Raw genomic sequence first — 25,626 nt, 5'->3', positions numbered from 1 at the left:
CAAGTCTGAGAAGCGAGACCTGGGGCCCCGGCTTTACCTGGCTAGTTGGGAAGTTCGGCGGACGCGGGAGTCACGTTCCAGCCGCGCAGCTTTACCCGGATGGCCTGTTTCTTGTCGGCTCGGGGAAGGTCGATGGTGACGGTACGCTCCTCGCCCGGAAGTAGCGAGATGTAGTTGTCGCTGTAGAAGGCGGGAAGTACCTCGGAGCCGTCGTCGTAGAAGGTTGTGAGCTTTGAGCTAAGGGCTGCGACTGCGCTTGTGTTCTTCAGATGGACTTTGATCGAGCGGCCTGAAGGCGCGGAAGTTTCTACAGCCGTAAGGGTCAGAGCGGATGCGGCAAGCGAATTGAGGGCACGGTAGCCAGTGTCCGATGCCGCACGCCAGTAAAGATTCTGTGACAGCAGAGTGCGATCTGGGCGGTGCAAGGCAAGATGCACAAGGACGGTGGTGTTGCCTAGCAGCGGGGCCAGATCGAGGTGCAGCGCCTGCTCCACATCGTTCGCTGGCGCGTCGAGCGTCGCGTCACGGTGGAGGAGCAGCTTGCCGTCGAGCGCGTAGATATCTGCGTCCACCTTTGCGTTCTGAAGAGCTTCGCGGGTGGTGTTGATGACCTGGACATCGTTAGTCGCGAGATCGAGCTGGACGTGGAGCGGTTCGCAGGCCTTTTTTGTGGCGTAGTAGGAGGCCTGGGTGGCGTAGTCGGAGCTAAGGATGCCCCACAACATACTGGGCCATGAGGGTTGGGTCATCCAGAGGAGGCGGCCAGTGTTGGGCGACCAGAGATGGGCGTTGAATCCTTCGAAGATGGCGCGGTAGTCGACGTAGTTCATCATCTGCGCCTGACGTTCATACTCTTCGAGGCTGGTTGCCTTGCCGAACTGCGCCTCGCGGTGGTCGCGAAATGCGTCGTTGGGATGCCAGTTGTGGTAGGCCCAGTCGTCGGAGACAGGCCAGCGGTCTTCTTTGGGGAGCCATCGGTAAAACCATTCCAGCGTTGGCAGGGATGAGGTGCCGACCTCGACGGCGAAGCCGCGGTCGAGTTTGGTGTAGTAATCGGCAGGTTCTTCGTAGGAGTAGGGGCCGCTGGGCAGCAGGTTCACCTCGTTCGAGGAGGGCGAGTAGTAGCGTGTGCCGTCGAGCGAGTGGGTGAGAGCGATCAGCCCCTGATTGATGATGGGCTGCGGAACGCCCTCGTTACGGCCGCACCAGATGGCGATGGAGGGATGGTTGCGGTAGCGAAGGATCGTGTCCTTTGCATTGGCAAGGAAGAGTTGCGGGTCTTCGGCTTCGGCGTTGGAGTCGGTGGTGACCTCCCAGAAGTCATTCCAGACGAGCATGCCGTACTCGTCGGCGAGGTCGAAGAAGACCTTTTCCGTGTTCTGGCCCTGCCAGTTGCGGATGGTGTTGAGGTTGGCATCGCGGTCGAAGCGGAAGAAGGGTTCGAGGTGCTCGCGGGAGACGCGCTTACGGGAGTCGTCCATGCCCCAGCTTCCGCCGCGCATGGCGATGCGGACTCCGTTGACCTTGATGGTGAGGAAGGGGGTGGCGCGGGTGTCGTCGACGGGATGGAAGACGGGCGAGGTGTCCTGGCCGGCGGCGATGGAGGCGGCCCATCCGCCGGGGACCTGCCGCATGGCTTCGTGGGTGACATCGACTTGCGGGGTTGTTTCCAGACGACCGACCGTTGGATTGTAGTCAACGCGCCGGAGTTCGCCGTGGTTGTCGAGGAGGCTGAGTTCGTAGGTGATCTCGCGGACGCCGAAGCGGAGATTCTTGACTGCGGGTGCCGAGTCGTCGGCGGCGAAGGTGGTGGTGAGGTGGTAGAGCTCGGGGGAGCCGTAGCCGTTGGGCCACCAGAGGCGGGGATGGTCGAGATGGAGGGCGGTGAACTCGGAGGGTGCGAGTTGGATTGTGGTGCCGGCGGGTGGCACGGTGATCTGTTTGTGAATCTGTACGCCTTCGAAGGCGAGGGTGAGGATGCCGGTTACGGAGCTCGCGGAGGCGTTGGTCAGGGGGACGTTGAGCGTCACGTCGGCCTTGGTGGTATCGGGAAGGGCGAGGTGGGTGATGACCTGCTGGTCACCGATGGCGACGGGGCCCGTGGCGACCAAATGAACATCCTGCCAGAGTCCAGTGTCGCGGTCGTGCATGGGAGGGTTCCAGTCCCAGCCTTCGGAGGCGAGAAAGGTGGGGCCGTCGAGCTCCATGGCTCCGCCATTGAGGCCAGAGCCGAGCGCGATGGACTGAACGTTGGGAATGCCGGGATGGGGGACGGGGAAGATGTGGATGGCGAGGGCGTTCGTTACGTGGGGATGCAGGAGGCGGGTTACGTCAAAGGTGCCGCGGGTGAAGGCTCCGGCGATGTGGCCGAGTCGCTGGCCGTTGAGCCAGATCTCGGCGCGGTAGTTGATGCCGTCGAGACGCAGCGAGAGGTTCGGCTGGCCGTTGGTGGCGGGCGTGGGGAACTCCGCGCGGTACCAGTAGTCCTGGCGGTTGAGTTTTTCGGGGATGGCGAGGTTGTTGAGGCCGAAGTCGGGGTCGGGATAGCGCCCTCGGTCGATCATGGTGGTGAGGACGGTGCCGGGGACGGTGGCGGGCATCCAGGCGGTCGCGTCGAAGCCGGGGGTGGAGAGGGCTTCGGGAGAAGCGGAGACGGCGGGGGCTTCGATGAGTCTCCATCCGCCGGTGAGTTTCCACTCGCCGGGAGAGTCTTCGGCTAGCGTCGTTTCGGCGGGCGGCAGCGGCTGGGCGACCGGTTTGCTGAAGGGAGCGTTGCGCTGCGGCATTGTCCAGGGTTCCTGCGGGGCGGTGTTGCCAGCGAACTGGACGACCTGCAGGGGCCAGGGCTTTGAGCCTTCTTCGAAGGTGATCAGGTCAGGGTCAGGTGTGTCGCGGGCGAGGGCCGCGATGGTTCCCGCCGATGCGGCTCCGCGCGCCAGGGTTAAGGCGGCGATGCGACCGCCGAAGTGCGGGCATGGCAGTTTGGCGCAGGCTCGCTGGACCGGGGCGATTTCGAGTTGGGGAGCTATTGGGGTGTTGGGTAAGGCGCTGTGTGCGGCCTCCACTCCGTCGATGTAGAAGCGGGCCATTGTTCCATCGGAGGTAGCTGTGAGGAAGTGCCAGCCGTTGATAGCGAAGGGTGCGGCGTTGGCCAGCGGTTTGGCGTCGCCGAGCTTGAAGACTGGCTTTCCATCGACCAGTGCGAAGAAGCGAAGACTCTTGGCTGTTGGATCTCCGGCTCCCGCGATCAAGAAGGTCGAGGCAGAGTTGGGCGAGAGTTCGACCCAGGCGGAGAGTGTCCAGGGGGTTCGGGCGTCTAGGATCGGGTCGCTTGCGGGCAGAGACTTTGTCAGGCCTCGGCCGCCCGCGAGGATGTGTGCGTTGTAAGGCCCAAAGTGCGACGGCGACGAGGGCTGAGTGAGATGCAGCGTGGGAACGACAATTGGCTCCGGCTGTTGCGCGGCTGCGGCCGCTGAAGATAGAGCGGCTGCAAGAGACAGCAACGCTGCCACACGAGTCCCTGACCACCTCCTATGGATTGAAGGACCTGCTTGGTTTCTTTGATTGTGTGGATTCACGGAGCTTCAGTATAGCGAGTGTTGCTGAAGGGATGAGAGTGCTGGCATGTCACGGCTGAAATGGACGATAGTAGCGACAAAGAAAGAAGCAGATTCCCTTCGGGAATGACAAAACAAAAGGGATAACAAAATGAGCTAGATGAGCAGACCGCCCGTCAGCTCGGCTACTCGGGTGACGTTGTTTTCGCCGCACCAGCGGCGGAGGTTGTTGGCGATGTTTTCGACGGCACGGGGGTCGGCGTAGCTGGCGGTGCCTACCTGGACGGCTGTGGCTCCAGCCAGTAAGAACTCCACGGCGTCTTCGGCGCGGACGATACCGCCGAGTCCTACAACCGGAATGCTGACCGCCTGCGACGCCTCGTAGACCATGCGGAGGGCGATGGGTTTGATCGCGGGGCCGGAGAGGCCGGCGGTAAAGTTGGCGATGCGGGAGCGGCGGGTCTCGATGTCGATGGAAAGCGAGAGGAAGGTGTTGACGAGGGAGATGGCGTCGGCACCGCCATCCTGCGCGGCGCGGGCCATGGTGGCGATGCTGGTGACGTTGGGTGAGAGCTTCACCATGATGGGCCGGGTCGCGATGTACTTGCACCGCGAGGTGAGTTCGAGGAGGAGGTCGCGGTCGGTGCCGAAGACCATGCCGCCGTGGCTGGTGTTGGGGCAGCTGGCATTGAGCTCGTAGAGGGCGATGTCCGGGGTGTCGTTTAGGACTCGGATGACCTCGATGCAGTCCTCGATGCGGAAGCCGAAGACGTTGGCGATGACGACGGCTCCGGGGATCTTACGGAGGCGGGGCATCTTCTGTTCGACGAAGGCGCGGACGCCCATGTTCTGGAGGCCGATGGCGTTCATCATGCCCGCGGCGGTCTCGACGATGCGAGGGGTGGGGTTGCCGGGCATGGCCTCGCGCGAGAGGCCCTTAGTGACGAAGGCTCCGATGCGGGCGAGCGAGACGATCTCTTCGAACTCGACACCGTAGCCGAAGGTGCCGCTGGCGGCGATGACGGGGTTGGCGAGCTCGACGCCGGCGAGGGCGACCCGCATGTCGGGGCCTCTGGGGGGCTTGGGGGACATGGAACGATTGTAGCTTTGTGGCGGGAGAGGAAAGCAGATCCTCCGCCTTCGGCGAAGGATGACAAACGGAGAGTCGAAGAAAAAAAAGAGGCCGGAGTGCCGAGACCCACTCATTCGCGATGAAGCTGCGAATGAATGGGGCACAGAGTTGTGGCTAGTTTGAAGGCTTGATGATCTGGGTAAGGATGTGGCCGACACTGGAGGACGGAGCGTTGACGCCCAGGATTGCGGCGAAGGTCGCGGCGATATCCACCGGTGCCACCTTTTCACGATGGTAGCCGGGGATGATGTCGGCACCGTAGAAGCCCAGGGGGACGTGGCGGTCGTAGCTCCAGGGCGAGAAGTGGGTGGTCTGGATGCCGCTGAGGTACTCCATCTGGTAGGCCGTCGGGAACACCATGACGTACCAGCCGCCGTGGTCGGTGAGGCTGTGCTGGATGAGGTGTCCGAACTCGGTGTCAGGAATCTTGCCGGCGGCGAGGTCGACACGGGAGCGAAGGAAGGCGATGCGCGGTGAGGCGTCGATGCGGGTCTCGCTGAAGGTCAGGCCGGCGGTGGGGTCGAGCGGATGGAGCGATGGGTTATCAAGCGGTGGTGGCGGCGGCGCAAGCGCGGCTACGGCTGCGGGTATAGCGTCGACGACGGCGGCTTCGGCGTCTTGTTCGGAGACTTTGATCGATTCGAAGGCTCGGGAGTCGAGTGCCAGGTTCGGGAGTTCCTGCGCGGGTAAGAAGAAGTTCGTCTTCTTCGCGGTGTTGAACTTCTTGTTCAGGGCCCCGTTGACGGACTCGACGATGGCTTCGAGGTCGAGGCTTGCCGATTGCACGCCAAGCTTTGCGGACTCACGCACGATGGGAGCAACGCCGTGGTCGGCGGTAAAGGCGACGAGGACGTTGGCGAGGCCGACCTTCTTATCGAGGTCGGAGAAGAAGGTGTTGATCTGCTGGTCGAGAGCCAGGACCATCTCTTTTTCGGCGTCGGAGTCAGGGCCCATCTGGTGACCGAGGATGTCGTTGGCGGAGAGGCTGACGGTGAGGACATCCGTGGTTGGGTGCTTGCCGAGTTGTTCGCCGTCGATCAGGGCTTCGGCGAAGGCGAGCTCATAGCTGTTCGCGGCAGGGGTGCGACCGACGAGAGCGTAGAACTGCGTGGTGTCGTCGAGGCCGGCTTCCTTGATGGCCTGGGCGACGCGCGGCCCTTTGTTGAACTTTGTCGCCCATTCGGGGAGCTGGGCCATGTAGTAGGTGGAGGTCACGAAGCGGCCTGTGGCCTGATCGATCCAGAACGCGCCGTTGGCGGTCTGGCCGGAGGGCAGGATGGCGGCGCGATCTTTGAGCGAGACGCCGAAGAGCTTCGATTCGCCGTTGGTGGCCAGGCGGACTTCGTCGCCTATGGTGGTGGCCTTGAGGTTGAAGGGCGACGAGCCGACGCGCGGGGCCCTGGGATCGATGGCGGGCGGGGGCGGCACGGGGAGGTCGTCGAAGGTGCCGGTGATGCGGTAGCGCTGGTCTTCGACGGAGGAGACGGGGTGATCGGTGCTCCGGGAGAGATCCCACCACTCGTTGGAGCCGATGCCGTGGCCGTCGGTGTACGCGCCGGTCCCGATGGTGGAGTGGCCGGGCGCGGTCTTCAGGTTGGCGTAGTCGTAGTAGCAGGAGTTGAAGTAGGCACCCTTCTTGAGGAAGAGATTGAAGCCGTTCGGAGTGGTGAAGTCGTCGCGGTAGCGGTCGAGGTAGTCGCCGCGGAACTGGTCGATCACGAGGATGATGGCGAGCTTTGGCTTTGCCTGGTAGGCCTGGGCGAAGGAGCGCGGGGATTCAGCGAGGGCCAGGGCAAGGCACAGGAGGGCGGCGACTTTCTTTTGCATCTGGGAATGATAAACGGGGATTGTTTCGCGGGTGCGAACGAGGCAATTTGCGGGGCGAAGCAACACGCGTTACGAAGTTGGGTTCTAACGAAGTGGCAGATGATGCCCCGAAAGAGGTTTAGGTAATGAAGACACGAAATGTACTCTCGGCAATGGCTTTGACGGCGGGACTCCTTTTGAGCAGCGGAGCGGTTCAGGCGCAATATCAACAGGGGCCTCCTCCTCCTCCTCCGGGCGCTTATGGGCCGGGTGGATGGGACGCGCCGCCTGCTGAGTATGCTGATGAGATTCATCGCCGGGGATTTCACGACGGCATCGAGGGCGCTCGGAAGGACTATGAGAACCACCGTAGGCCGGATGTGAATAATCGCGATGAGTACCGGCATCCGAATGTGCCGCGTGGCGCGAGACGGGATTACAGAGACGGTTTTCGCCGCGGATACGATGTCGGCGTTCAACACCTGATGGGCGGCGGACCTCGGTAACGACTCGTAGTTGATCTGGCTATAAAAGCGGTCCCTTCTAAGCGGAAGGGGCCGTTTGCATTGTGGGCGTTTAGAATGAGGAGCGATGATCGATCTGGGATTTGTACGGGCGAATCTGCCCTTGGTAGAAGAGAAGCTGCGTCTGCGCGGGGCCGATCCGGCTGTGCTGCTGGGAGGCTTTGCGGAGATTGACCGGGAACGGCGTGATGCTGTGACTCGTGTCGAGACACTGAAGGCTCAGCGGAACAAGCTGACGGAAGAGATAGTCGGACTGCGGCGTTCGGGCGGTGATGCGACCGCGCTGATGGAGCAGACGAAGTCTCTGAAGGGCGAGGTGGAGGCTCTGGAAGCCGCTGCTGCTGCGGCTGATGAGCGGCTTCGCGAGGTATTGCAGACGCTGCCAAATCTGCCGCAGGATAGCGTTCCTTCGGGCAATAGCGAGCATGACAACGTCGAGGTGAAGGTGTGGGGCGAGCGAACGGAGTTCCCGTTTACCGCGAAGCCGCACTGGGAGCTGGGCGAGGCGCTGGGGATTCTGGACTTCAACCGTGCGGCGAAGATCTCCGGATCGCGCTTCGTAGTGCACTTCGGGCAGGGAGCGCGGCTGGAGCGGGCACTGGCGAACTTCATGATCGACCTGCATACGCGCGAGCATGGCTATACCGAAGTGCTTCCGCCGTTCATGGTGAATTCGAAGTCACTGTTTGGGACGGGGCAGTTGCCGAAGTTTGCCGAAGATTCATTTCACTGCGACGACAAGGGGCCTTATGAGCCGGGCAAGTTTCAGGAGAACGATCACTGGCTGATCCCAACGGCTGAGGTTCCGGTGACGAATATCTTTCGCGACGAGACCTTGGATGAAGGTCAGTTGCCGATCTCTTTCTGTGCGTATACGCCTTGCTTTCGGAGCGAGGCCGGATCGTATGGCAAGGATGTTCGTGGGATGATCCGTCAGCACCAGTTTCAGAAGGTCGAGCTGGTGAAGTTTGTGCGTCCGGAAGACTCTGACGCCGAGCACGAACTGCTGACGCGTCACGCGGAGACGGTGCTCGAGAAGCTGGGACTGCCGTATCGCCGGATGCTTCTTTGCACGGGCGATATGGGCTTCTCTTCCGCCAAGACGTATGACCTGGAGGTCTGGCTGCCGGGGCAGCAGTTGTATCGCGAGATTTCTTCGTGCTCGAACTTCGAAGCGTTTCAGGCGCGGCGGGCGAACATTCGCTACAAGCCGACGGGAGCGAAGAAGAGTGAGCTACTGCATACATTGAACGGTAGCGGCCTGGCTGTCGGGCGAACGTATCTGGCGATCCTGGAGAACTATCAGCAGGCAGACGGGTCTATCAAGGTGCCAGAGGTCCTGGTGCCGTATATGAACGGCGACACGGTGATTGGAGTACAGACGCACATGCATAAGAAAGGGGCGTCGGCCTAGATGAAGCTGCTGAAGAGCTATTTCTGGTGGACGTATGAGCGCGGCAGCGTTCACTACGATGTGATGGTGACGCTGATTTTGCTGTTCCTGTTTGTGTCGCCGCAGTTCATCGAGTACGGTGCGAGGCCGGTTGCGACGGTGCCGCTGCGCGACAGCGAGGTGCTGGTGAAGGAAGCGGGGACCAACGGGCAGAAGAACCAGTTCATCTATGAGATTCGCGCAGGCGGCGGAAGCGGGTCGCCGAATGCATCTCAGAGTGAGAGCGAGCGCGTTGCTGCGATCATGCGGACTGTTGAGCCGATCTCGGGCGAGGTAACGCTGGACCACTACGAGCCGGTGATCGATGGCAAGGGCAAGGTTGTGGCTTACGACGCTTGGGTGCTGCGGTAAGGCAGGAAGTAGGGGATAGGGTGTAGGTTTTCTATGAAAATTTTTGCTGTGAGTTGCTTGCTGGGATTGTCTATGGCTGCGGGAGCGCAGCAGCCGGGTCTGGATGCCGTGCTGAAGCAGATGGATACGGCTAGTGTAGGGTTCAAGTCGGCGCAGGCGGACTTTCGCCGGGACACATTTACGAAAGTGGTCAAGGAGACGAGCTCGCAATGCGGGACGATCTACTTTGTGCGCAAAGGTTCCGAGACGGAGATGGGGTTGAAAGTGGCCCCTTCGGCGACACAGGCTTGCGCGGGTGAAGCCTCGGCTACGGCGAATGGTACGCGAACGGTGGCCTATAAAGGCGGGGAGTTGCAGATCTATGAGCCAGGCACGAATCGGTTGACCGTTCTTCATGCCGGGAATAACCAGGCGCAATACGAGAGCTTTCTGACGCTTGGATTTGGTGGGAGCGGCAAGGACCTCGCCAAAACCTGGAACATCACGGAGCAGGGAACCGAGACGATCAAGGATGGGGCGAAGGCGTACAGCGTGGTGAAGTTGGATTTGGTGGCGAAGGACCCGAACAATCGCAACATGTTCTCGCACATTACGATCTGGGTAGAGCCGACGCTGGGGATCTCGCTGAAGCAGCAGTTCTTCTCACCCTCGGGAGATACGTTTACGACGTTCTTCCAGAACATCCGGTACAACCAGAAGGTGAACGAGGGCGCGTTCGCGATCAAGACAAACAAGGATACGCAGGTGGACCGGCGGTAAGTCTCTTACGTTTGTGGCGGTCCCACTCATCGTGATGATGCCGCGATGAGTGAGGCGCAAGCTGATGAAGTTACCAGCCGCCTCGCTCAGGGTTTCTGGGGTGGGTGAAAGAAAGCGTCAGCTGATGGCTGGCGCTTCTTCGCGTTTGAAGAGGACTGCGGCGCAGAAGATGAGGATGGGAAAGAACTCCAGAGTGTAGCGGTCTTCCGAGTTGTCGAGTGTGAGGAGCAGAGCGCAGCGGAGAGCTACGTAGGCTGCCATCCCAAGTGCGAGGGGAGCTTGGCCGGCAAATGCGGGCGGGAGGGACTTCCAGCGGATGAAGCCGCGAGCTCCCAGGACCATGTATGCCAGATTGAGCAAGGCGTAGGCGTAGGCGAAGGTCGATTCCTTGCGGTCTTCGTTCCACTGCCACCACTCGAGAGTAATGGCCGTCAGCTCAAGGCGTGGACGGAAGAGCATGTTCGCGAGGCGAGCCACGGGCAGGACAACGTAGTAGCGGAGCGGGCGGCCGGAGATGCGTTCGGCGGCCAGAGCGTTGAAGCGGGCGTCGATCGCAGGGGAGTCGCTGTCGGTGAGGTTGTAGTCGGCGAGAAGTTGGGCGGTCTCGGCGCGCTGGGCGGGCGAGTCGAAGGCGCGGGTGGGAAGATCGGTGATCTTGATGTCGCTGCTGTCGTAGTTCCAGTAGACGTACTCGTTGCTTGCGAACTCGATGGCCCAGGTGCGATACCAGCGCTGGAAGCCGAGGGGAATGTGCTCGCCGGGGTCGGTGGCGGAGCGTGGGGCCAAGGGCTGAATGACGTGAAAGGCGTGCCAGTTGCGCGCGGCCCAGGGTACGAATGGGAGCACGACGCAGAGCGCGGCGATGAAAACAGGTGCCAGACGTACTGAAACCGACGAGAAGGTGCTGGCACGGGAGCGTCCGGCGACCCAGAGCATAGCCGGCATGATGGCGGTAGCGAGGAGGCCCTGCTCCGGACGGACGAGGATGGCTGCGGCGAGCGAAGCGGCGATGAGCCAGAGCCAACGGTTGTAGCCGAGGGTGGTCTCGCTCCAGCGATGGAGGGCATAGAAGGCAGCGGCGATGAAGAAGAGGGTGAGTGTCTCAGTGAGTGCCGAAGCGACGTAGTTGGCGGTAAAGGGACAGAGGGCGGCCAGCCATAGGGCGGCCATGCCGGCTCGGGTGCCCCAGAGGCGACGGGCGAGATCGGCGACGAGGAGGCAGGTGGCAAGGTCGATGAGGAGTTGGAGATAGAGGACGGCGGTGTAGTTCTCGACGCCAAAGAGAAGGAAGCAGAGGGTGAGAAAGAGTGGGTAGCCCGGAACGCGGATGAGGGTCGGGCGCGGCGGATGTCCGGGGACGGTGAAGCCGTATACGTGGTTCTGGAGGAGATTCTTTGCGATGTCGCCGTAGAGGAGGGTATCGGTGGTGAGCTTTGGGGCGATATGCAGAAAGTAAAGGCGAAGTGCAACGCCTGCCGCAAGTGCGGTTGCGACCCATACCCACAGCTTTGCTCTCGGTTGCGCCATCTCTCGCATCATACTGAAGATGCAGCGCGTTGACTGGAGGGTGAGGTGTCACTACGATTGGCTTCAGTGCTCCGTCCCCAAACGAATTTTCGGTGTTTCTTTCCCTTAGCGAGTAGGCAGTCGTGAGCCAACAGGTTTTTTACGATCCGCAGAGAAGACGATGGAAGCGGCTTCGTCGCGTTCTGGACGTGGCAGCGCTGCTGGGGTTGATCGTCGGCGTGATCTTTATCGTGGGACTGCTGCGGGTGAAGCCGATGAAGGAGCTTCTGCTTCCGGCGACGACGCACAACTACCGCGCCCTGGATACGAAGCCGATTGCCACCAAGACCGCCGCGCAGAAGCTTCGGCGTGCACCGCACCGGAAGACGGACAAGGCACCGTCGGATATCACGCTGAACTCGGGCGAAGGTCTGCGTGCGGCGTATTACGTGGAGTGGGACCCTTCGAGCTACCCCTCGCTGAAGCAGCACATCAAGCAGATCGATCTGCTGTTCCCGGATTGGCTGCATGTGGTGGGTACGGACGGAGACATTACGGCGAACACGATCGACAATGTGCCGTACTCGATTGTGGATCGTGCCGGCGTGCATGGGGTCGACCGCGAGAATAAGGTCGCGCGGGCGATCTCCGATGCGCATGAAGATACGGAAGTCTTTCCGCTGGTGAACAACTTTGATCCGAGGAAGGGAATGTTCGTTCCGCTAGTAGGAGATTTCCTTGGCAATGATGCTTCGCGGGCGCGATTTGTAACCGAGATTGATACATTTCTGGCGAAGAACACTTTGTATCGGGGGATAGCGCTCGATCTGGAGGAGATTCCGACAGCGGCGCAGCCCGGATATCGCGCGCTGATCGGTGCGCTCTATGACGACTTTCACCGACGGAATCTAAAGCTCTATATCAACACGCCGGTCAGCGATCCGGACTACGACCTGAAGTTTATGGCCGACCATTCGGACGGATTGATGATCATGAACTACGACGAGCACCAGGTGGACAGCCAGCCGGGACCGATCGCGTCGCAGGACTGGTTTATCGACAACCTGAAGGACGTGTTGAAGGTCGTGCCGAAGGAGAAGATCATCTGCTCGCTGGGCAGCTATGGCTATGACTGGACGACCGCGTTGCCGCCGCCCGGGCCGGCGAAGGGAGTGAAGGGGAAGAAGGCTGCACAGCCGCCTCCAGCGAAGGTGCTGAATGCGACGGCTCTTTCGACGCAGGAGGCATGGCAGGCGGCTTCGGACGCAGACGCGCAGATACAGTTCGATCCCGATGCAATGAATGCGCACTTCGCATACGACGATGAAGATGCGCATGTGCGCCATCAGGTCTGGTTCCTGGACGGCGTGACCGTGTTGAACGAGATGCGGGCGGCGCGGGCGCTGGGTATCCAGACGATTGGGCTTTGGCGACTTGGCTCGGAAGACGATTCGCTGTGGAAGATATGGGACAAGCCGCAGCGTGTGGATGCGTGGAAGGACCTGGCGCAGGTTGAGCCCGGGTACGACGTCGACGATGAGGGCGAGGGCGACATTATGCGGGTGACGAAGCGTCCGCAGAGTGGCCAGCGGACGATGACGCTCGAGGATGACGACGAAGTGCCGATGGACCAGCGCAGCGTGGTAAACGAGCAGATGAAGTCGTACCCGCTGCCGTACACAGTGCAGTATGTCGGATACAACAAGAAAAAGGTGGCGCTTTCGTTCGACGATGGGCCTGATCCGGAGTGGACGCCGAAGATTCTGGATGTGTTGAAGAAGTACAAAGTGTCGGGAACGTTCTTCATGATTGGCGAGGAGGCGGAGAACAACGTAGGCGTGATGAAGCGCGTGTACCGCGAAGGCCACGAGATCGGAAACCACACGTTCACACACCCGGACATCAGCAGCATTTCCAGCGCGCAGGTGAAGCTGCAGGTGGTGGCGACGGAGCGGCTGTTTGCGGCGAAGCTCGGCGTGAATCCGCTGTACTTCAGGCCGCCGTACTCGATCGACCAGGAGCCGGACACGAACGACCAGGCCGCTCCGGTGGAGTTGATCCAGAACCTCGGGTACGTGGTGGTGGGCAACAAGATCGACACGGATGATTGGGATGAGCATCCGCGGAAGTCGCCGGAAGAGATCAGGGATAGTGTCTTCCGCCAGATTGATGCGATGGAGAAGAATCCGTGGGGGCGGGGATCGGTCATTCTTCTGCACGATGGTGGCGGGGATCGCTCGGCGACCGTAGCCGCTTTGCCGATGCTGATTGAGGCGCTGCGGGCACGGGGATATGAGATTGTGCCTGTGTCACAGCTGGTGGGACAGACGCGCGAACAGGTGATGGTTCCGTTGACCGGATGGCGGCAGCGGGCTCTGGCGTTTGCGGATTCTGTAGCGTTCTTCTTCATCTCGTTCTTCAACCACTTTGTGGTCGCAGTGTTTTTTGTCGGCGATGTCCTGATGACTGGACGACTGATCATCATCGGCTTGTTCGCGATCATTGATCGCTTACGCAAGCGGAAGAACTTTGCGAGTGCTGACTACAATCCGCGCGTGGCGGTGCTGATTCCTGCTTACAACGAAGAGCTGGTGATCGTGCGGACGATTCGTTCGGTGATGATGTCGAACTACAAGAACATGCACATCATCGTGATCGATGATGGCTCGAAAGACCGGACGAGCGAGGTGGCGCGGGCTGCCTATCCGAAGGAGATTGAGGCTGGGCGGCTGACCGTGCTGACCAAGCCGAACGGCGGCAAGGCCGATGCGTTGAACTACGCGCTGAACTATGTGGATGAGGAGATCTATGTCGGCATCGATGCCGATGGCGTGATCGCGCATGATGCGATTACGCGGTTGGTGCCTCACTTTGCCAACCCGAAGATTGGGGCGGTTGCCGGTAACGCGAAGGTTGGCAATCGCGTGAATCTGTGGACGCGGTGGCAGGCGCTTGAGTACATCACCAGCCAGAACTTTGAGCGGCGGGCGCTGGATCTGTTCGATGTGGTGATGGTGGTGCCAGGGGCGATTGGGGCCTGGCGGACCGATGCGGTGAAGGCCGGTAATGGCTACCACACCAATACCGTAGCCGAGGATGCCGACCTGACGATGAACATCCTGGAGCAGGGGTACTCGGTGATCTACGAGGATCAGGCTTTGGCGTTTACTGAGGCACCTGTCAACGCGGATGGACTGATGCGGCAGAGGTTCCGGTGGTCGTTCGGGATCCTGCAGGCGATCTACAAGCACAAGGGTGCGATTCGGAAGCACCGGGCGATGGGGCTGTTTGCGCTGCCAAATATTCTGATCTTCCAGATATTGTTGCCGCTGGTGTCGCCGCTGATCGACCTGATGTTTGTGGCGGGGATCTTTCACTACATCATCGACCACTACTTCCACCCGGAATCGGCTTCGACGGCGAGCCTCTACAAGCTGATCGCGTTCTTCCTGACGTTTACGGTGATTGATTTTGCGGCGTCGGCGGTGGCTTTTGCGCTGGAGCGGAAGCACCAGGCGAGCAAGGGTGACTGGTGGCTGCTGTTCCACATCTGGATACAGCGCTTTACGTATCGGCAGGTGTTCTCGTTAGTGCTGCTGAAGACAGTCAAACGCGCCGTGGATGGTAAGCCGTTCAACTGGGACAAGCTGGATCGGACAGCGAAGATGTCGGCGGAGACGGAGAAGCTGACGGCTGGGTGACGGGCTATCGGTATGCTTCCCGGCGATGAAGGACGCGGCGGAGTTCGATATCCTCCTCGATGTTGACGAAGAAGAGCCGGTAGTCGCCGACGCGGAGGCGGAGTTCGTCCCGCCCTTGCAGGGCTTTTACGTCGCCCTCACCGGTGCGGACGAAGCGGTCAAGCGCTGTGAGAATGCGCATGGCCATCTCGCGGTCGATGCGTCGAACATCGGCCCTGGCCGGTTCAGTCCAGACGATCCGCTTCACTGCGGTTCCGCATACTGGGGTGCCCTATAGTTGTCGATCTCTTCCTGCGTGATGCCAAGTTCCGCCAACACCTGTTCGTGGGGGATGGGGTCGTTGTGTCTGAGCCACTCGTTAGACTCATCGAGCGCCTTGATCTCTTCCGCCGTGAGCGGCTCGTCGTCATGGAGGGCATTTGCCGAGGCGATTTCAACTGGATCGAGCATGGCTTCGAAGAGGCCAACAGCGGCAACGACCTGTCGAACGGACATCTTGTCGATCAGTTCGTGGGCGTGTTGACGTTGCCGGGTCAGGTTCGTCTCCATCGTGTTTCCTCCGATGCGGAAGTTCCGTGCCTGGATGAGTGGATCTTCTGCAAGTTGCGGATAGTATACGGCGACCTGAATCACGATTGAGCCGCGCGGCGTAAAATCGAAGACTATGGCCACTTTGACGATTCCGCCCGCCGTCGCTGAACTCTCCTCCTTTGCCACCGAGCCGTTTGTCGACTTTACCGCGTCGGAGAACAAACTGGCGATGGAGGCTGCGCTAGCTTCTGTGTATTCGAAGCTGGGGCGCGAGTACGACATGGTGATCGGCGGGAGTCCGATCAAAACTACCGGGAAGATCATTTCGGTGAATCCGGCGAATCCTTCGCAGGTGGTGGGAACGCATCAGCGGGCCGGGGCGGAGCATGTCGAGGCTGCGATTGCGGCGGCCCATGGGGCCTTTGCTGCCTGGAGCAAGACGGATGTAACCGAGCGGGTGCAGTTTCTGCTGCAGGCTGCGGATCTGATTCGTGAGCGGAAGTTCGAGTTCTGCGCTTGGCTTACGTATGAGGTAGGGAAGAACTGGGCCGAGGCGGATGCGGATGTCGCCGAGTGCATCGACTTCCTGGAGTTCTATGCGCGCGAGGCGCTGCGGCTGAACGAGGCGAAGACGCCGATTCAGTATCCGGGCGAGAAAAACCAGTTGAAGTACATTCCGCTGGGAGTGGGCGCGGTGATTCCGCCGTGGAATTTCCCGTTTGCGATTATGGCGGGGATGACCGCGGCGGCGATTGTGACGGGAAATACTGTGATCCTGAAACCGTCGGTGGATGCTTCGACGATTGCTGCGATCTTCTTCGAGTTGCTGCGGGAGATTGGTCTGCCGGATGGGGTGGTGAACTTCTGTCCGGGCGAGGGGCCGGAGTTTGGCTCGGAGGTCGTAGCGCACCCGAAGACGAGGTTTATCGCGTTTACCGGATCGAAGAAGGTGGGACTGGAGATCCACGAGAGCGCGGCCAAGACCCGTCCAGGGCAGATCTGGATCAAGCGGACGGTGCTCGAGATGGGTGGCAAGGACTCGATCCTTGTCGATCGTGACTGCGATATTGAGGCTGCGGTTGAAGGCGTAGCGGCTAGTGCGTTCGGGTTCAACGGGCAGAAGTGTTCGGCGTGTTCACGGGCGATTGTGGATGCGTCGATTTATGATGTCTTCTGCGACCGGCTGGTGGAGCGGGTCGAGGCGATCAAGCAGGGCGATCCGGTGGAGAACTTTTATGCGGGGCCGGTGATCAGCCCGATCGCGTACAAGCGGGTGCTGGATTACATCGAGATTGGCAAGCGTGAAGGGCGATTGTTGACGGGTGGTGCCGCAGTCGAGACGGCTGAGAAGGGCTACTACATCGCTCCGACGGTGATCGCGGATGTTTCGCCTACGGCGCGGATTGCGCAGGAAGAGATATTTGGGCCGGTGCTGGCAGTGATCAAGTCGAGTGGCTTCGATGAGTCGCTGAAGATTGCGAACAACACCGAGTATGGGTTGACCGGGGCGGTGTATTCGAACAACCGCGATCACCTGGAGCGGGCACGGGAGGAGTTCTTCGTCGGCAACCTTTACTTCAATCGGAAGTGCACGGGGGCGATGGTCGGAGCGCATCCGTTTGGCGGGTTCAATATGAGCGGGACGGACTCGAAGGCAGGTGGGCCGGATTATTTGCTGCTGTTTACGCAGGCGAAGTCGATCGCGGAAAAGGTGACGGCGGTATAAAGGCCAGCTGCGCGCGGGGCGGTCACTTCGTGACTTGTATACCGCTTTGCGTGGCCCGCCCGTTGGGCGGGTTCGAAGAGCGCTACGCCGTTTTTTTGCGGAGGAGTTCGCCTACCTTGGCGGCGGCTTCGGCGAGATTCCGGTGGTGGATGGTAAAGAGAGCCAGCTCGAGGCGGTCGGAGACGCCTGTCTTGTCGTAGATATTGCGCAGGTAGTTCTTGATGACCTGCTCTTTTGTATTCAATTGGGTGGCGATGTCCTTGTTCTTGCAGCCCTGGACGATGAGGGCAACGATCTGCATCTCCTTGGGTGTGAGGCGGTCGCGGACCCGCTCGCCGACGCTGTCCTGAGCCCGCATGGTGGTCACACCGGAGTGGCGGACGCAGCGCAGACCGTGGGAGACGCGACGGATGGTGTCGATGAGCTCCGGGCCGGCGATGTTGCGGGAGATGACGCCGTCGAGATTGGAGATGACGTGGTCGGGCAGCTCCTCGGCTTTCTCGGTGATGAGGATTACGCGACTGGCGAGTTGCTTGGTCTGGACCAGCAGGGCGGGGAGATCAATATTGAGGCCGGTAGAGAGCAAGATGACGGCACCGCGGTTGGCTTCGACGGCCGCGAGAAGGCGTGCTCCGTTATCGCACTGTGCTACGATCCGCACATCGTCTTCCATGGCCAGCAGGCGGGCTGCTCCCGCACGAAAGATGGCCTGGTTGTCTCCAAGTATGATTCGATTCATAGATCTGTCTCCGCGGCAGTTAGAACTTCGCCCGCAAGCACCTCATCGGCGCTGGCAGCGGACGGGGTTTCAATGTATTCAATTCGTACAAGGTCGTTCAGCAAGTACGGTAACGTAAGTAACGGTACGTGACAAGATGAATTAATGAACCCTGAGATGTATTCGGGGTATCGAATGTGGTATTGGCGCGGCTGGCCTGCGGTTGCAGGCGGGTGGTTGATACTGGAGTTGGACTGGAGATTCAAAGAGTTCCTGCATGCCAAAACCAATTCTTTTTGCAATTGACGACGATGTGAGTGTGCTTGAGGCGGTTGTACAGGACCTTAGGCGGCAGTACGGCCAGTTTTATAGAATCATCCGGGCGGCTTCCGGACAAGCGGCGCTCGATACCTGCGTGCAGTTGAAGGAGCGCAACGAAGTGGTTGCGCTGTTCCTTTCGGACCAGCGGATGCCGGGGATGACGGGCGTCGACCTGCTTCAGCAGGTAATCGCGATCTACCCCGAGGCGAAACGCGTGCTGCTGACGGCGTATGCGGACACTGAGGCCGCGATCCGGGCGATCAATGCGGCGAAGATTCACTACTACCTGAATAAGCCTTGGGACCCGCCGGAGGAGAAGCTTTACCCGGTACTGACAGACCTGTTGGAGTCCTGGAAGCAGGGCTACAAGCCTCCCTTTGAGGGTATTCGGGTGGTGGGACCGAGATGGTCGCCGGCCGATTATGCGGTGCGCGACTTTCTTTCCCGAAACAGAATTCCTTACATGTGGCTGAATCCTCACCAGAATCCTGAGGCGCTGACTTTGCTGCGGGAGAAGGGGATCGACGACGCAAAGCTGCCGGTGATCCTTTTTGGCGACGGCACCGCTCTGGTGCAGCCAACGATGACCGAGATCGCCGAGAAGGTGGGCCTAAGGACGCAGGCGCAGCAGGAGTTTTATGACGTGGTGATCGTCGGCGCAGGGCCGGGAGGGCTGGCGGCGGCCGTCTATGGAGCTTCGGAAGGCCTGCGAACGCTGGTGGTCGAGCCGGTTGCGCCGGGTGGACAGGCGGGGTCTAGCTCGAGGATCGAAAACTATCTCGGTTTCCCCGAGGGACTGAGCGGCGAGGAACTCGCCAAGCGGGCTTTTCTGCAGGCGAACCGGCTGGGCGCGGAGTTTCTGACGCAGAGGGTTACCTGCATCCGCACTGAAGGGCAGTACCACATCGTAAAGATGGCGGACGGCGGCGAGGTCACCTGCCACGTGTGCCTGATTGCCACGGGCGTCTCGTATTGCATGCTGGATATTCCTGGGGCGGATCGCTTTACAGGTGCCGGCGTCTACTACGGTGCGGCGCAGACTGAGGCGCACGCCTGCCGCGACGAGATTGTGTATATCATCGGCGGGGCAAATTCCGCGGGGCAGGCGGCGATGCACTTCTCGCGCTACGCCGCGACGGTGCATCTGCTGGTGCGCGGGGACTCGCTGGAGAAGGGCATGTCGAAGTACCTGGTGGATCAGATCGAGTCGACCGAGAACATCATCGTTGAGACGAGGACGCAGATTGTGGCGATGGGCGGCGGCGACCACCTCGAGTGCGTGACGATTTCTTCGCCAAAGGGCGAAGAGGTGCGGCAGGCGTCGTCGGTCTTCATCTTTATCGGTGCCGCTCCGAAGACGGACTGGCTGCCACGGGAGGTTGCGCTCGACAGCAAGGGCTTTATTCTCGCGGGCCCGGATCTGAAGAGTTCTGGAGCACAGTTTCCGCTGCAAGATCGGGACCCGTACCTGTTGGAGACCAGCGTTCCGGGAGTCTTCGTGGCGGGCGACGTGCGGCATGGGTCGGTGAAGCGATGTGCTTCCGCTGTGGGCGAAGGGTCGATTGCAATCCAGTTTGTGCATCAGTATCTGGCAACACTGTAGGGCAGGTTCGTTTGTGGGATTGAGAGAGATGTTGTGCGGGAGGAATATGCAAGGGTTGGTCTGGGAGTTGAGGCAAGGATGAGCGAGATGTCCAGCTCGGAGGTGGGTAAGGTGGGGATCGAGCAGCTCGATCTGTCCCCGGTTGGCGAGATAACGCCGAAGCTGCTCAGTCTGCTACGCGGAGTCTCGATCTTCGAGTCGTTGAAGGACGAAGAGTTCGAGTGCATGACGGACATCCAGCAGGTCCACATGGCACCCGGCGATGTGATGATCCAGCAGGGCGAGTCGGTCAAGCACTTTGCGGTCCTGCTCGAGGGAAAGATCAGCATCTTCCACAAGACAGGGAAGCAGGAGGAGGTCGAAGTCGCTTCCTACAGTGCGGGTAGTGCGTTCGGAGAGCTTCCTTTATTGGCCAACCTCCCCGTGACGGGCACGGTGCGGGCGATGCAGCCTAGCTATCTGCTGCTACTGGATGAGGAGTCGTTCTGGGAGCTGATGACGAGCTGTCCGCAGGTTCGTAAGGCGATCCTGCGGAATATGGCACAGCGATTCACGAAGCATCAGACCATGACGCTCCAGCACGAGAAGATGGCGTCGCTGGGAACGATGGCAGCGGGCTTGATGCACGAGTTGAACAATCCCGGCACTGCGGCAAGACGGGCGGCCTCGCAGTTGCGACAGAACCTGCAACGAATGCATGAGCTGAGCACGCGGTTAAGCCGAACCGAGTTGAATGCAGAGCAGAAGGAATGCATCTTTGACTTACAAGCGCACGCCATGCAGGCGGAGAAGCCGATCCGGATGAATTCGCTGGAACAAAGCGATGCCGAAGAAGAGCTAGCGACGTGGATGGAAGAGGCGCACATCGAGAATGCTTGGAAGCTGGCTCCCACGCTGGTCTCCGTGGGAATCAAGGCACCTGACCTGGAGTGTGCGCGGAGCGAGTTTCAGCCGGAGCTATTCTCCGATTGCTTAAGTTGGCTCGAAGCTCTGGTGTCGAGCATGCAGCTGGTGGGCATGATCGAAGAGAGCATCGGTCGAGTCACAGAACTGGTTCACGCGGTGAAGTCGTATGCCTACGAGGGCAAAGGATCGAAGCAGTCGATCAATGTGAACGACAGCATCCATGCCACGTTGGTCATCCTGGGGCACAAGATGCGCGAGAAGGAGATTACGGTCGAGAAGAACTTCGACAACTCACTTCCTCTTCTGCAGACTGAGCTATCGGGGTTAAATCAGGTGTGGACGAATATCCTCGACAATGCGATCGACGCGTTGCAGCAGCATGGCAGGATCGAGTTGAAGACCTGGACGGAGGAGCGGTTTGGGGTTCCATATATTCTGATCAGCATCGCCGATGACGGTGCGGGAATTCCGCTGGATATTCAGCCGCATATCTTCGACCTCTTCTATACGACGAAGGAAGTGGGGGTAGGGACTGGGCTGGGGCTGGGGATCGTGAACAAGATCGTGGACCAGTACGGGGGCACGATCCGATTTTCGTCGCAGCCGGGGCGGACGGAGTTCGTAGTGAGTCTGCCGAGTACACGAGCAAAGAGTTGAAACGGCTGCGAGACAGCGGTACATCATTTAGCGAAGTTCAGAGCGAATAAATCTGGGTTTCACCGCAACTTCTTTTCCTGCAACCTTTCTCTCCGAGAAGCGTTTTTACCGGAGAAAGGTCGCCCTCCCGCAAAGACGGAGATGGCGAAAAGGGTTATCCAGATGAAGTTTTTCGAAGCGGGACCTTATTCGAAGGCACTCCTTTTGACGGTTGGCGCGGCAGCTATGCTTACGACCGCGGGTTGCTCCTCGCACCACTATTACTATGCCGCAGCGCCACCACCGCCGCCTCCTGTGGGCTATGCACAGCGGCCTCCGCTGGTTGAGATTGCACAGCGGAACGGACACGTTGCGGGCAGAGAGGATGGGGCGCGTGATGCGTATCGCGGCAGCGGCTACCGGCCGGACCATGACCGGAACTTCCGTTCGACACCCGGTTATGATCCCGCTCTGGGGCCATTCGATGTCTACCGGCAGAGCTACAGGGACAGCTATCTGCGCGGGTATGACGAGGGGTATCGGGGACTTCGCTAAGGGCTAAAGGGTGATGCTGTCGTCCGAGAGATGTTCGCGGAGGAGGCGCTGGGTGAGTGGAGTCAGCGCCTCTCCGGTTTTTGGGAGGACGAAGGCTGATTCGGTCTCGGACCAGTCGAGCTTGAAGCTGGTGGATTGGGCCGAGATCCAGATCTGACGCACGGGTGTATTGGGCGTGAAGACGAACTTGCCGGTGCCGTCTTCGAAAAGGATGTTGAGAACGCCATTGTTATCTTCGGCTTCGAAGCCGCCGTCTTCTTCGGCGGCAATGAGGGACTGCTTGAGGGCCTCTAGTGCGCTGTCGGAGGCGCGGCGGAAGGTTGCTTCATCGATCATGGCATAAGTTTAGCGTCTATTCTGCATCGAAGAACGTAACGCTCACGAAGCATTGTCTCCAGCGTGGCTGTGGAACGCTGTTGGCGAAATTTCCCTAAGGTTGGTGGATGAGTCTGATTCGGACAGTGCGCAAGCTGCTGCGTGGTCGGCGCTGGAAGAAGGGGCCGACGTTCGTGCGCGCGCATGACGAGCTGTACAGCCTGACGCAGGCCTTCTGCGAGGCGGATACCGCGCAGGGCAGAACCCGGCGTGCGACGGGTCTGTTTGCGTATATCTGGGATACGACGCGGGATAGGGCGTTCGTGGTCCGGCTGCTGCGCTGGATCCGGATGATGGAGCAGGACCGCGAACTGAGCGCCGCATTCAACAAGAACTGGAATGCGATGCTGCTGGAACTGGACTCGGTGACCCTTTTTGCCGAAGCTGGGCTGCCGGCTCATCATGCGCTGATACGGGAGCTTATCGGGCGGGTATTTCAACGGCTGCTGCCATCGGCGCGAGAGGAGTCCGATGCGGGACGGATCTTTGCCGAGGTCTTCTCGACGCCGGACGCGGTGGAGCGGTTTCTCGGGGCCCAGGGATTTGTCTTTGAGCGGCTGGTGCGGCTGCTGGCGCTCTCGCCGGCAGCAGTGATGCACCTGGAGGAAGATCTGCGACAGGCAATGTGCCTGCTGGCGACCCGGGTTGCCGGACGCGGAGCGACGGCGGCGATTCGGCAACGTGGCAGCACGCGGCACGTGGAGGAGTCGCCGTTCTACCGGTTGATCTTCGCGACGGAACGGATGATGCACGCCGCTGGGATGTTCGAACGGCGGGAAGAGTTTGGGATGTGGCAACGCGCGGTGGCGGCCTGTATCGCAGAGCTGGATCAAATTCACCTGCACATGGAAGAAGCTGGCGTGAGCTCGGCGCTGGTCTATGACCTGCGCAGCATCGAAGGCAGCCTGGTGCGGATGGACATGCTGGGGGCAGTCTATACGGGCGGTAGCCAACGGGTACATTCACCCCTGCGCGAGCTGATGAACACGCTGGTCCGCGGGCGGCTGGAGGACATGCGGATACGGCTGCTGCTGGGGCAGAGCGTGAACCTGCTGGCGCGCAAGACGGTGGAGCGGACGGGGCAGGGCGGCGAGCACTACATTGCGCACTCCAACCGGGCTTACTGGCGGATGTGGCGCGCTGCTGCGGGCGGTGGGTTGCTGACGGTATTCACTGCGGCGATCAAGATGAGGCTGATCGACAGTCACTTTCCGCCGTTTGTCGAAGGGTTTCTGATAGGGACCGACTACGCGGTGAGTTTCATCCTGCTGCAGATCTTCGGATTTGCGCTGGCGACGAAACAGCCTTCGATGACGGCGGCGACGCTGGCGGGGATCATTCGCGAGAATCGCGGCGTGGCGCGTTGGAGCAAGATCTCGGAGTTTGCGGCGGACATCTCAAGGACGCAGCTTGCGGCGGCGTTTTCGAATGTGATCGCGGTGTGTATTGGGGCAGTGGCGTTTGAGAGGCTTTGGGGCTGGATGTTTCAAACGCACTATCTGGCGGAGGAGAGCGCGCGTCATGTGACGTCCACGCTGCATCCGTTTACCTCGGGGACGGCGATCTTCGCTGCGTTTACCGGAGTTCTACTTTGGCTGGCGGCGGTGATCGGCGGATGGTTCGAGAACTTTGCCGTTTATCACCGGGTGCCGGAGGCAGTGGCGCAACATCCGTTGGGGCAGCGGTTTGGTACGCGGAAGATGAAGCTGGCGGCAGACTGGCTGGAGCGTAACCTGGCGAGTTGGAGCACGAGTATCGTGCTGGGATACCTGCTGGGGTTCTCGCCGGTGGTGGCGAGGTTCTTTGGAATTCCGCTCGATGTGCGGCACGTGACACTGAGCACTGGAACGCTGGCGCTGGCGGCGGCTCGGTTTGGGACGAGCTCGTTTGGGCACGGGTGGCTCTGGTATGCGATCGCGGGGATTGGAATCACGTTTGTGCTGAATCTAGGCGTGAGCTTCTCCATTGCTTCGCTGGTGGCTCTCCGCGCCTATGAGGTTCCGCGCGAGGAACAGTGGCAGATTGTAAAGTTCCTGGCGCGTGAGGTATTGGATGCTCCGCTGTCGTTCGTTTTTCCGGTGCGGGAAGGGGTTCTTTCGATAGCGCCTGGAGCGAAGGAAGAGGCAGAAGCGGAGACTGTGGCTGTGGAGCACTGACGGCAAGTGCGGGATGAGACGCTGATCCCCTCCGGGAAGGGCAAGTAATCAAGGTGTCTGATTTTTAAGGGGCGCAAGCTGCTTCGCGGCAAAGGCTTCCTTGCGCTTGATGCGGACTTCGCGGATCGCGATGAGGATGAGTCCGGTGAAGGTAAGGACAAGGGTTGCTGCGGCGTATATGCCGCGGAGTTGGGTGAACTCTCCGTAGAGCAGGGCCAGGGCGATGAAGACGAAGACGATGTGGGCGCAGAAGACTTCGAGCGAAGCTTTGCCGAGGGTGAGAAAGGGTTCGATGAGGACGATGCGCTTCACCGGTTTACGGAACCAGTAGATGAGGATGGAAAAGGCGATAAGGTTCAGCATTCTGGGCGCGGCGAGCTGCCATTTGTCTAAGTGAACTCCGAGGGCTTCCTGGGTAAGGTGAGGACCCAGCCAGTTGTGGCGAACGCCTAGAAAGAAGACGCAGATCGCGGCGGCGATGGGGTAGGCGTACCCAGGGAGATGCCGGAAAGGAAGTCCGCCATTGGGTGGTGGATCGGCGGAGCGCGCGCCGATCCACATGCCAAGAAGCCAGATCAGTTGCCATGCGAAAAGGTTGAAGGCTCCGGTCTCCTGTAGCGGAATATGCAGGTGAGTAATACGGACAACGAGGTCGTGCACCCAGGTGCGAAGACCGAACTGCGCGAGCAGCCAGACGAAGGTGCTGAGGGCTAGCAGGGGCTTCCAACCGCGGCGTGCCGCGAAGGCGAGCACATACGGTGAGAGCAGAAGGAAGATGACGTACATTGGGAGGATGTCGAGCAGGGGCGGGCAGTAGATAAGCAGGAGCGAGCCGATGATCGCCGTGACAGGGTGGGCGAGGTAGAAGTCGAGCAGATTGCTGAGCGCGGCGCGGTGCGTCGTGACTGCGAAGGCCGCTGCGATCGTGAAGGCTAGCGCCAAGAGAATGACGTGATAGCCGTAGATCTTCAGGGCGCGCTTCCAGAGCTTGGCGCGGAGGGCGGCTTCATCTTCGGCTGCCTTGCGGATGTAGAGGCGGGCGACGAGCAGGGCGGAGAGGAAGACGAAGCCCTCCGCGGAAGAGACGAAGCCAAAGGGCTGGTTGACGAAGTCGCTGAAGTGCGTGGGCAGATGGGTGAGCGTCATCCAGACGAGGAAGAGGCCGCGCAGGGCATCGATCTCGGGTCTGCGCTCGAGCTTGGGGAGACTGGCGAGTGCCTTGAGTGATGGCCGCTGCATCCTGGCTATAGGATGCCATTCTGTGTGGAATTGCCCGATGCTGTTACCGTCGAATGGAAGACTGGAGCGAT

The 25,626-nt window shown here is 60.4% G+C and carries 19 protein-coding genes; 10 read left to right on the top strand and 9 right to left on the bottom strand.

From position 1 onward, the window contains the following. Window positions 1-41: 41 nt before the first annotated feature. From OHL18_RS10725 to OHL18_RS10715, 3 genes are all read right to left on the bottom strand, one after another. A complete protein-coding gene (locus OHL18_RS10725) occupies window positions 42-3,512 on the bottom strand; it encodes a glycosyl hydrolase 2 galactose-binding domain-containing protein (RefSeq protein WP_263374852.1) in 3,471 nt (1,156 codons plus the stop codon). Between the two features lie 201 nt (window positions 3,513-3,713). Next, window positions 3,714-4,649: a dihydroorotate dehydrogenase gene (locus OHL18_RS10720; RefSeq protein ID WP_263374851.1), complete on the bottom strand. Its 936-nt coding sequence runs from the start codon at window positions 4,647-4,649 to the stop codon at window positions 3,714-3,716. 154 nt (window positions 4,650-4,803) lie between these two features. Beyond that, window positions 4,804-6,516 carry an alkaline phosphatase family protein gene (locus OHL18_RS10715; RefSeq protein ID WP_263374850.1) on the bottom strand — a complete coding sequence of 571 codons (1,713 nt, stop codon included), beginning with the start codon at window positions 6,514-6,516 and terminating at the stop codon, window positions 4,804-4,806. Window positions 6,517-6,641: 125 nt separating this feature from the next. On the opposite strand from OHL18_RS10715, the gene OHL18_RS10710 reads away from it, so the two are divergent. From OHL18_RS10710 to OHL18_RS10695, 4 genes are all read left to right on the top strand, one after another. Further along, window positions 6,642-7,001 (top strand): hypothetical protein, encoded by a 360-nt coding sequence (locus OHL18_RS10710; protein WP_263374849.1) that lies wholly within the window; start codon window positions 6,642-6,644, stop codon window positions 6,999-7,001. 85 nt (window positions 7,002-7,086) lie between these two features. Beyond that, window positions 7,087-8,433: a serine--tRNA ligase gene (gene serS / locus OHL18_RS10705; protein ID WP_263374848.1), complete on the top strand. Its 1,347-nt coding sequence runs from the start codon at window positions 7,087-7,089 to the stop codon at window positions 8,431-8,433. After that, the gene (locus tag OHL18_RS10700; protein ID WP_263374847.1) at window positions 8,434-8,823 is read left to right on the top strand and encodes a hypothetical protein; all 390 of its coding nucleotides are present in this window, start codon (window positions 8,434-8,436) and stop codon (window positions 8,821-8,823) included. A gap of 33 nt (window positions 8,824-8,856) precedes the next feature. After that, the gene (locus OHL18_RS10695) at window positions 8,857-9,582 is read left to right on the top strand and encodes a LolA family protein (RefSeq protein ID WP_263374846.1); all 726 of its coding nucleotides are present in this window, start codon (window positions 8,857-8,859) and stop codon (window positions 9,580-9,582) included. A gap of 117 nt (window positions 9,583-9,699) precedes the next feature. Here OHL18_RS10695 and OHL18_RS10690 read toward each other — a convergent pair whose 3' ends face one another. Continuing rightward, window positions 9,700-11,109: an ArnT family glycosyltransferase gene (locus OHL18_RS10690; protein ID WP_263374845.1), complete on the bottom strand. Its 1,410-nt coding sequence runs from the start codon at window positions 11,107-11,109 to the stop codon at window positions 9,700-9,702. 122 nt (window positions 11,110-11,231) lie between these two features. Between OHL18_RS10690 and OHL18_RS10685 the strand changes: the two genes are divergently transcribed. Continuing rightward, complete coding sequence (locus OHL18_RS10685; RefSeq protein WP_263374844.1) at window positions 11,232-14,789, top strand: polysaccharide deacetylase family protein; 3,558 nt, start codon at window positions 11,232-11,234, stop codon at window positions 14,787-14,789. A gap of 4 nt (window positions 14,790-14,793) precedes the next feature. Here the strand turns inward: OHL18_RS10685 and OHL18_RS10680 are convergent, their stop codons facing one another. Then, window positions 14,794-15,036, bottom strand: a complete 243-nt coding sequence (locus OHL18_RS10680; protein ID WP_263374843.1) for a type II toxin-antitoxin system RelE family toxin — start codon at window positions 15,034-15,036, stop codon at window positions 14,794-14,796. Further along, on the bottom strand, window positions 15,033-15,461 hold the full coding sequence (locus OHL18_RS10675; protein WP_263374842.1) for a hypothetical protein: 429 nt from the start codon (window positions 15,459-15,461) through the stop codon (window positions 15,033-15,035). The genes OHL18_RS10680 and OHL18_RS10675 overlap by 4 nt, the downstream gene beginning before the upstream one ends. Here OHL18_RS10675 and pruA point away from each other — a divergent pair. Beyond that, the gene (gene pruA, locus OHL18_RS10670; RefSeq protein ID WP_263374841.1) at window positions 15,454-17,046 is read left to right on the top strand and encodes an L-glutamate gamma-semialdehyde dehydrogenase; all 1,593 of its coding nucleotides are present in this window, start codon (window positions 15,454-15,456) and stop codon (window positions 17,044-17,046) included. The genes OHL18_RS10675 and pruA overlap by 8 nt on opposite strands. An 82-nt stretch (window positions 17,047-17,128) precedes the next feature. Here pruA and OHL18_RS10665 read toward each other — a convergent pair whose 3' ends face one another. Then, a complete protein-coding gene (locus tag OHL18_RS10665) occupies window positions 17,129-17,785 on the bottom strand; it encodes a response regulator transcription factor (RefSeq protein WP_263374840.1) in 657 nt (218 codons plus the stop codon). A gap of 256 nt (window positions 17,786-18,041) precedes the next feature. Between OHL18_RS10665 and OHL18_RS10660 the strand changes: the two genes are divergently transcribed. The 3 genes from OHL18_RS10660 to OHL18_RS10650 all read left to right on the top strand — a co-directional run bounded on the left by OHL18_RS10660 (window position 18,042) and on the right by OHL18_RS10650 (window position 21,785). After that, on the top strand, window positions 18,042-19,688 hold the full coding sequence (locus tag OHL18_RS10660) for an FAD-dependent oxidoreductase (protein ID WP_263374839.1): 1,647 nt from the start codon (window positions 18,042-18,044) through the stop codon (window positions 19,686-19,688). Window positions 19,689-19,775: 87 nt separating this feature from the next. Beyond that, entirely contained in the window at window positions 19,776-21,251 is a 1,476-nt protein-coding gene (locus OHL18_RS10655) for an ATP-binding protein (RefSeq protein ID WP_263374838.1), read from the top strand. A gap of 162 nt (window positions 21,252-21,413) precedes the next feature. Next, window positions 21,414-21,785, top strand: a complete 372-nt coding sequence (locus OHL18_RS10650) for a hypothetical protein (protein ID WP_263374837.1) — start codon at window positions 21,414-21,416, stop codon at window positions 21,783-21,785. Window positions 21,786-21,788: 3 nt separating this feature from the next. Here OHL18_RS10650 and cyaY read toward each other — a convergent pair whose 3' ends face one another. Next, window positions 21,789-22,121 (bottom strand): iron donor protein CyaY, encoded by a 333-nt coding sequence (gene cyaY / locus OHL18_RS10645; protein ID WP_263374836.1) that lies wholly within the window; start codon window positions 22,119-22,121, stop codon window positions 21,789-21,791. A gap of 107 nt (window positions 22,122-22,228) precedes the next feature. Between cyaY and OHL18_RS10640 the strand changes: the two genes are divergently transcribed. Further along, window positions 22,229-24,316 (top strand): site-specific recombinase, encoded by a 2,088-nt coding sequence (locus tag OHL18_RS10640; RefSeq protein WP_263374835.1) that lies wholly within the window; start codon window positions 22,229-22,231, stop codon window positions 24,314-24,316. A 48-nt stretch (window positions 24,317-24,364) separates the two neighbouring features. Here the strand turns inward: OHL18_RS10640 and opgC are convergent, their stop codons facing one another. Next, window positions 24,365-25,555, bottom strand: a complete 1,191-nt coding sequence (gene opgC / locus OHL18_RS10635) for an OpgC domain-containing protein (protein WP_263374834.1) — start codon at window positions 25,553-25,555, stop codon at window positions 24,365-24,367. Window positions 25,556-25,626: the final 71 nt, after the last annotated feature.

The organism is Granulicella aggregans (assembly GCF_025685565.1).
GTDB classification, from domain to species: domain Bacteria; phylum Acidobacteriota; class Terriglobia; order Terriglobales; family Acidobacteriaceae; genus Edaphobacter; species Edaphobacter aggregans_B.
This window is presented reverse-complemented; position numbering and strand designations above follow the sequence as displayed.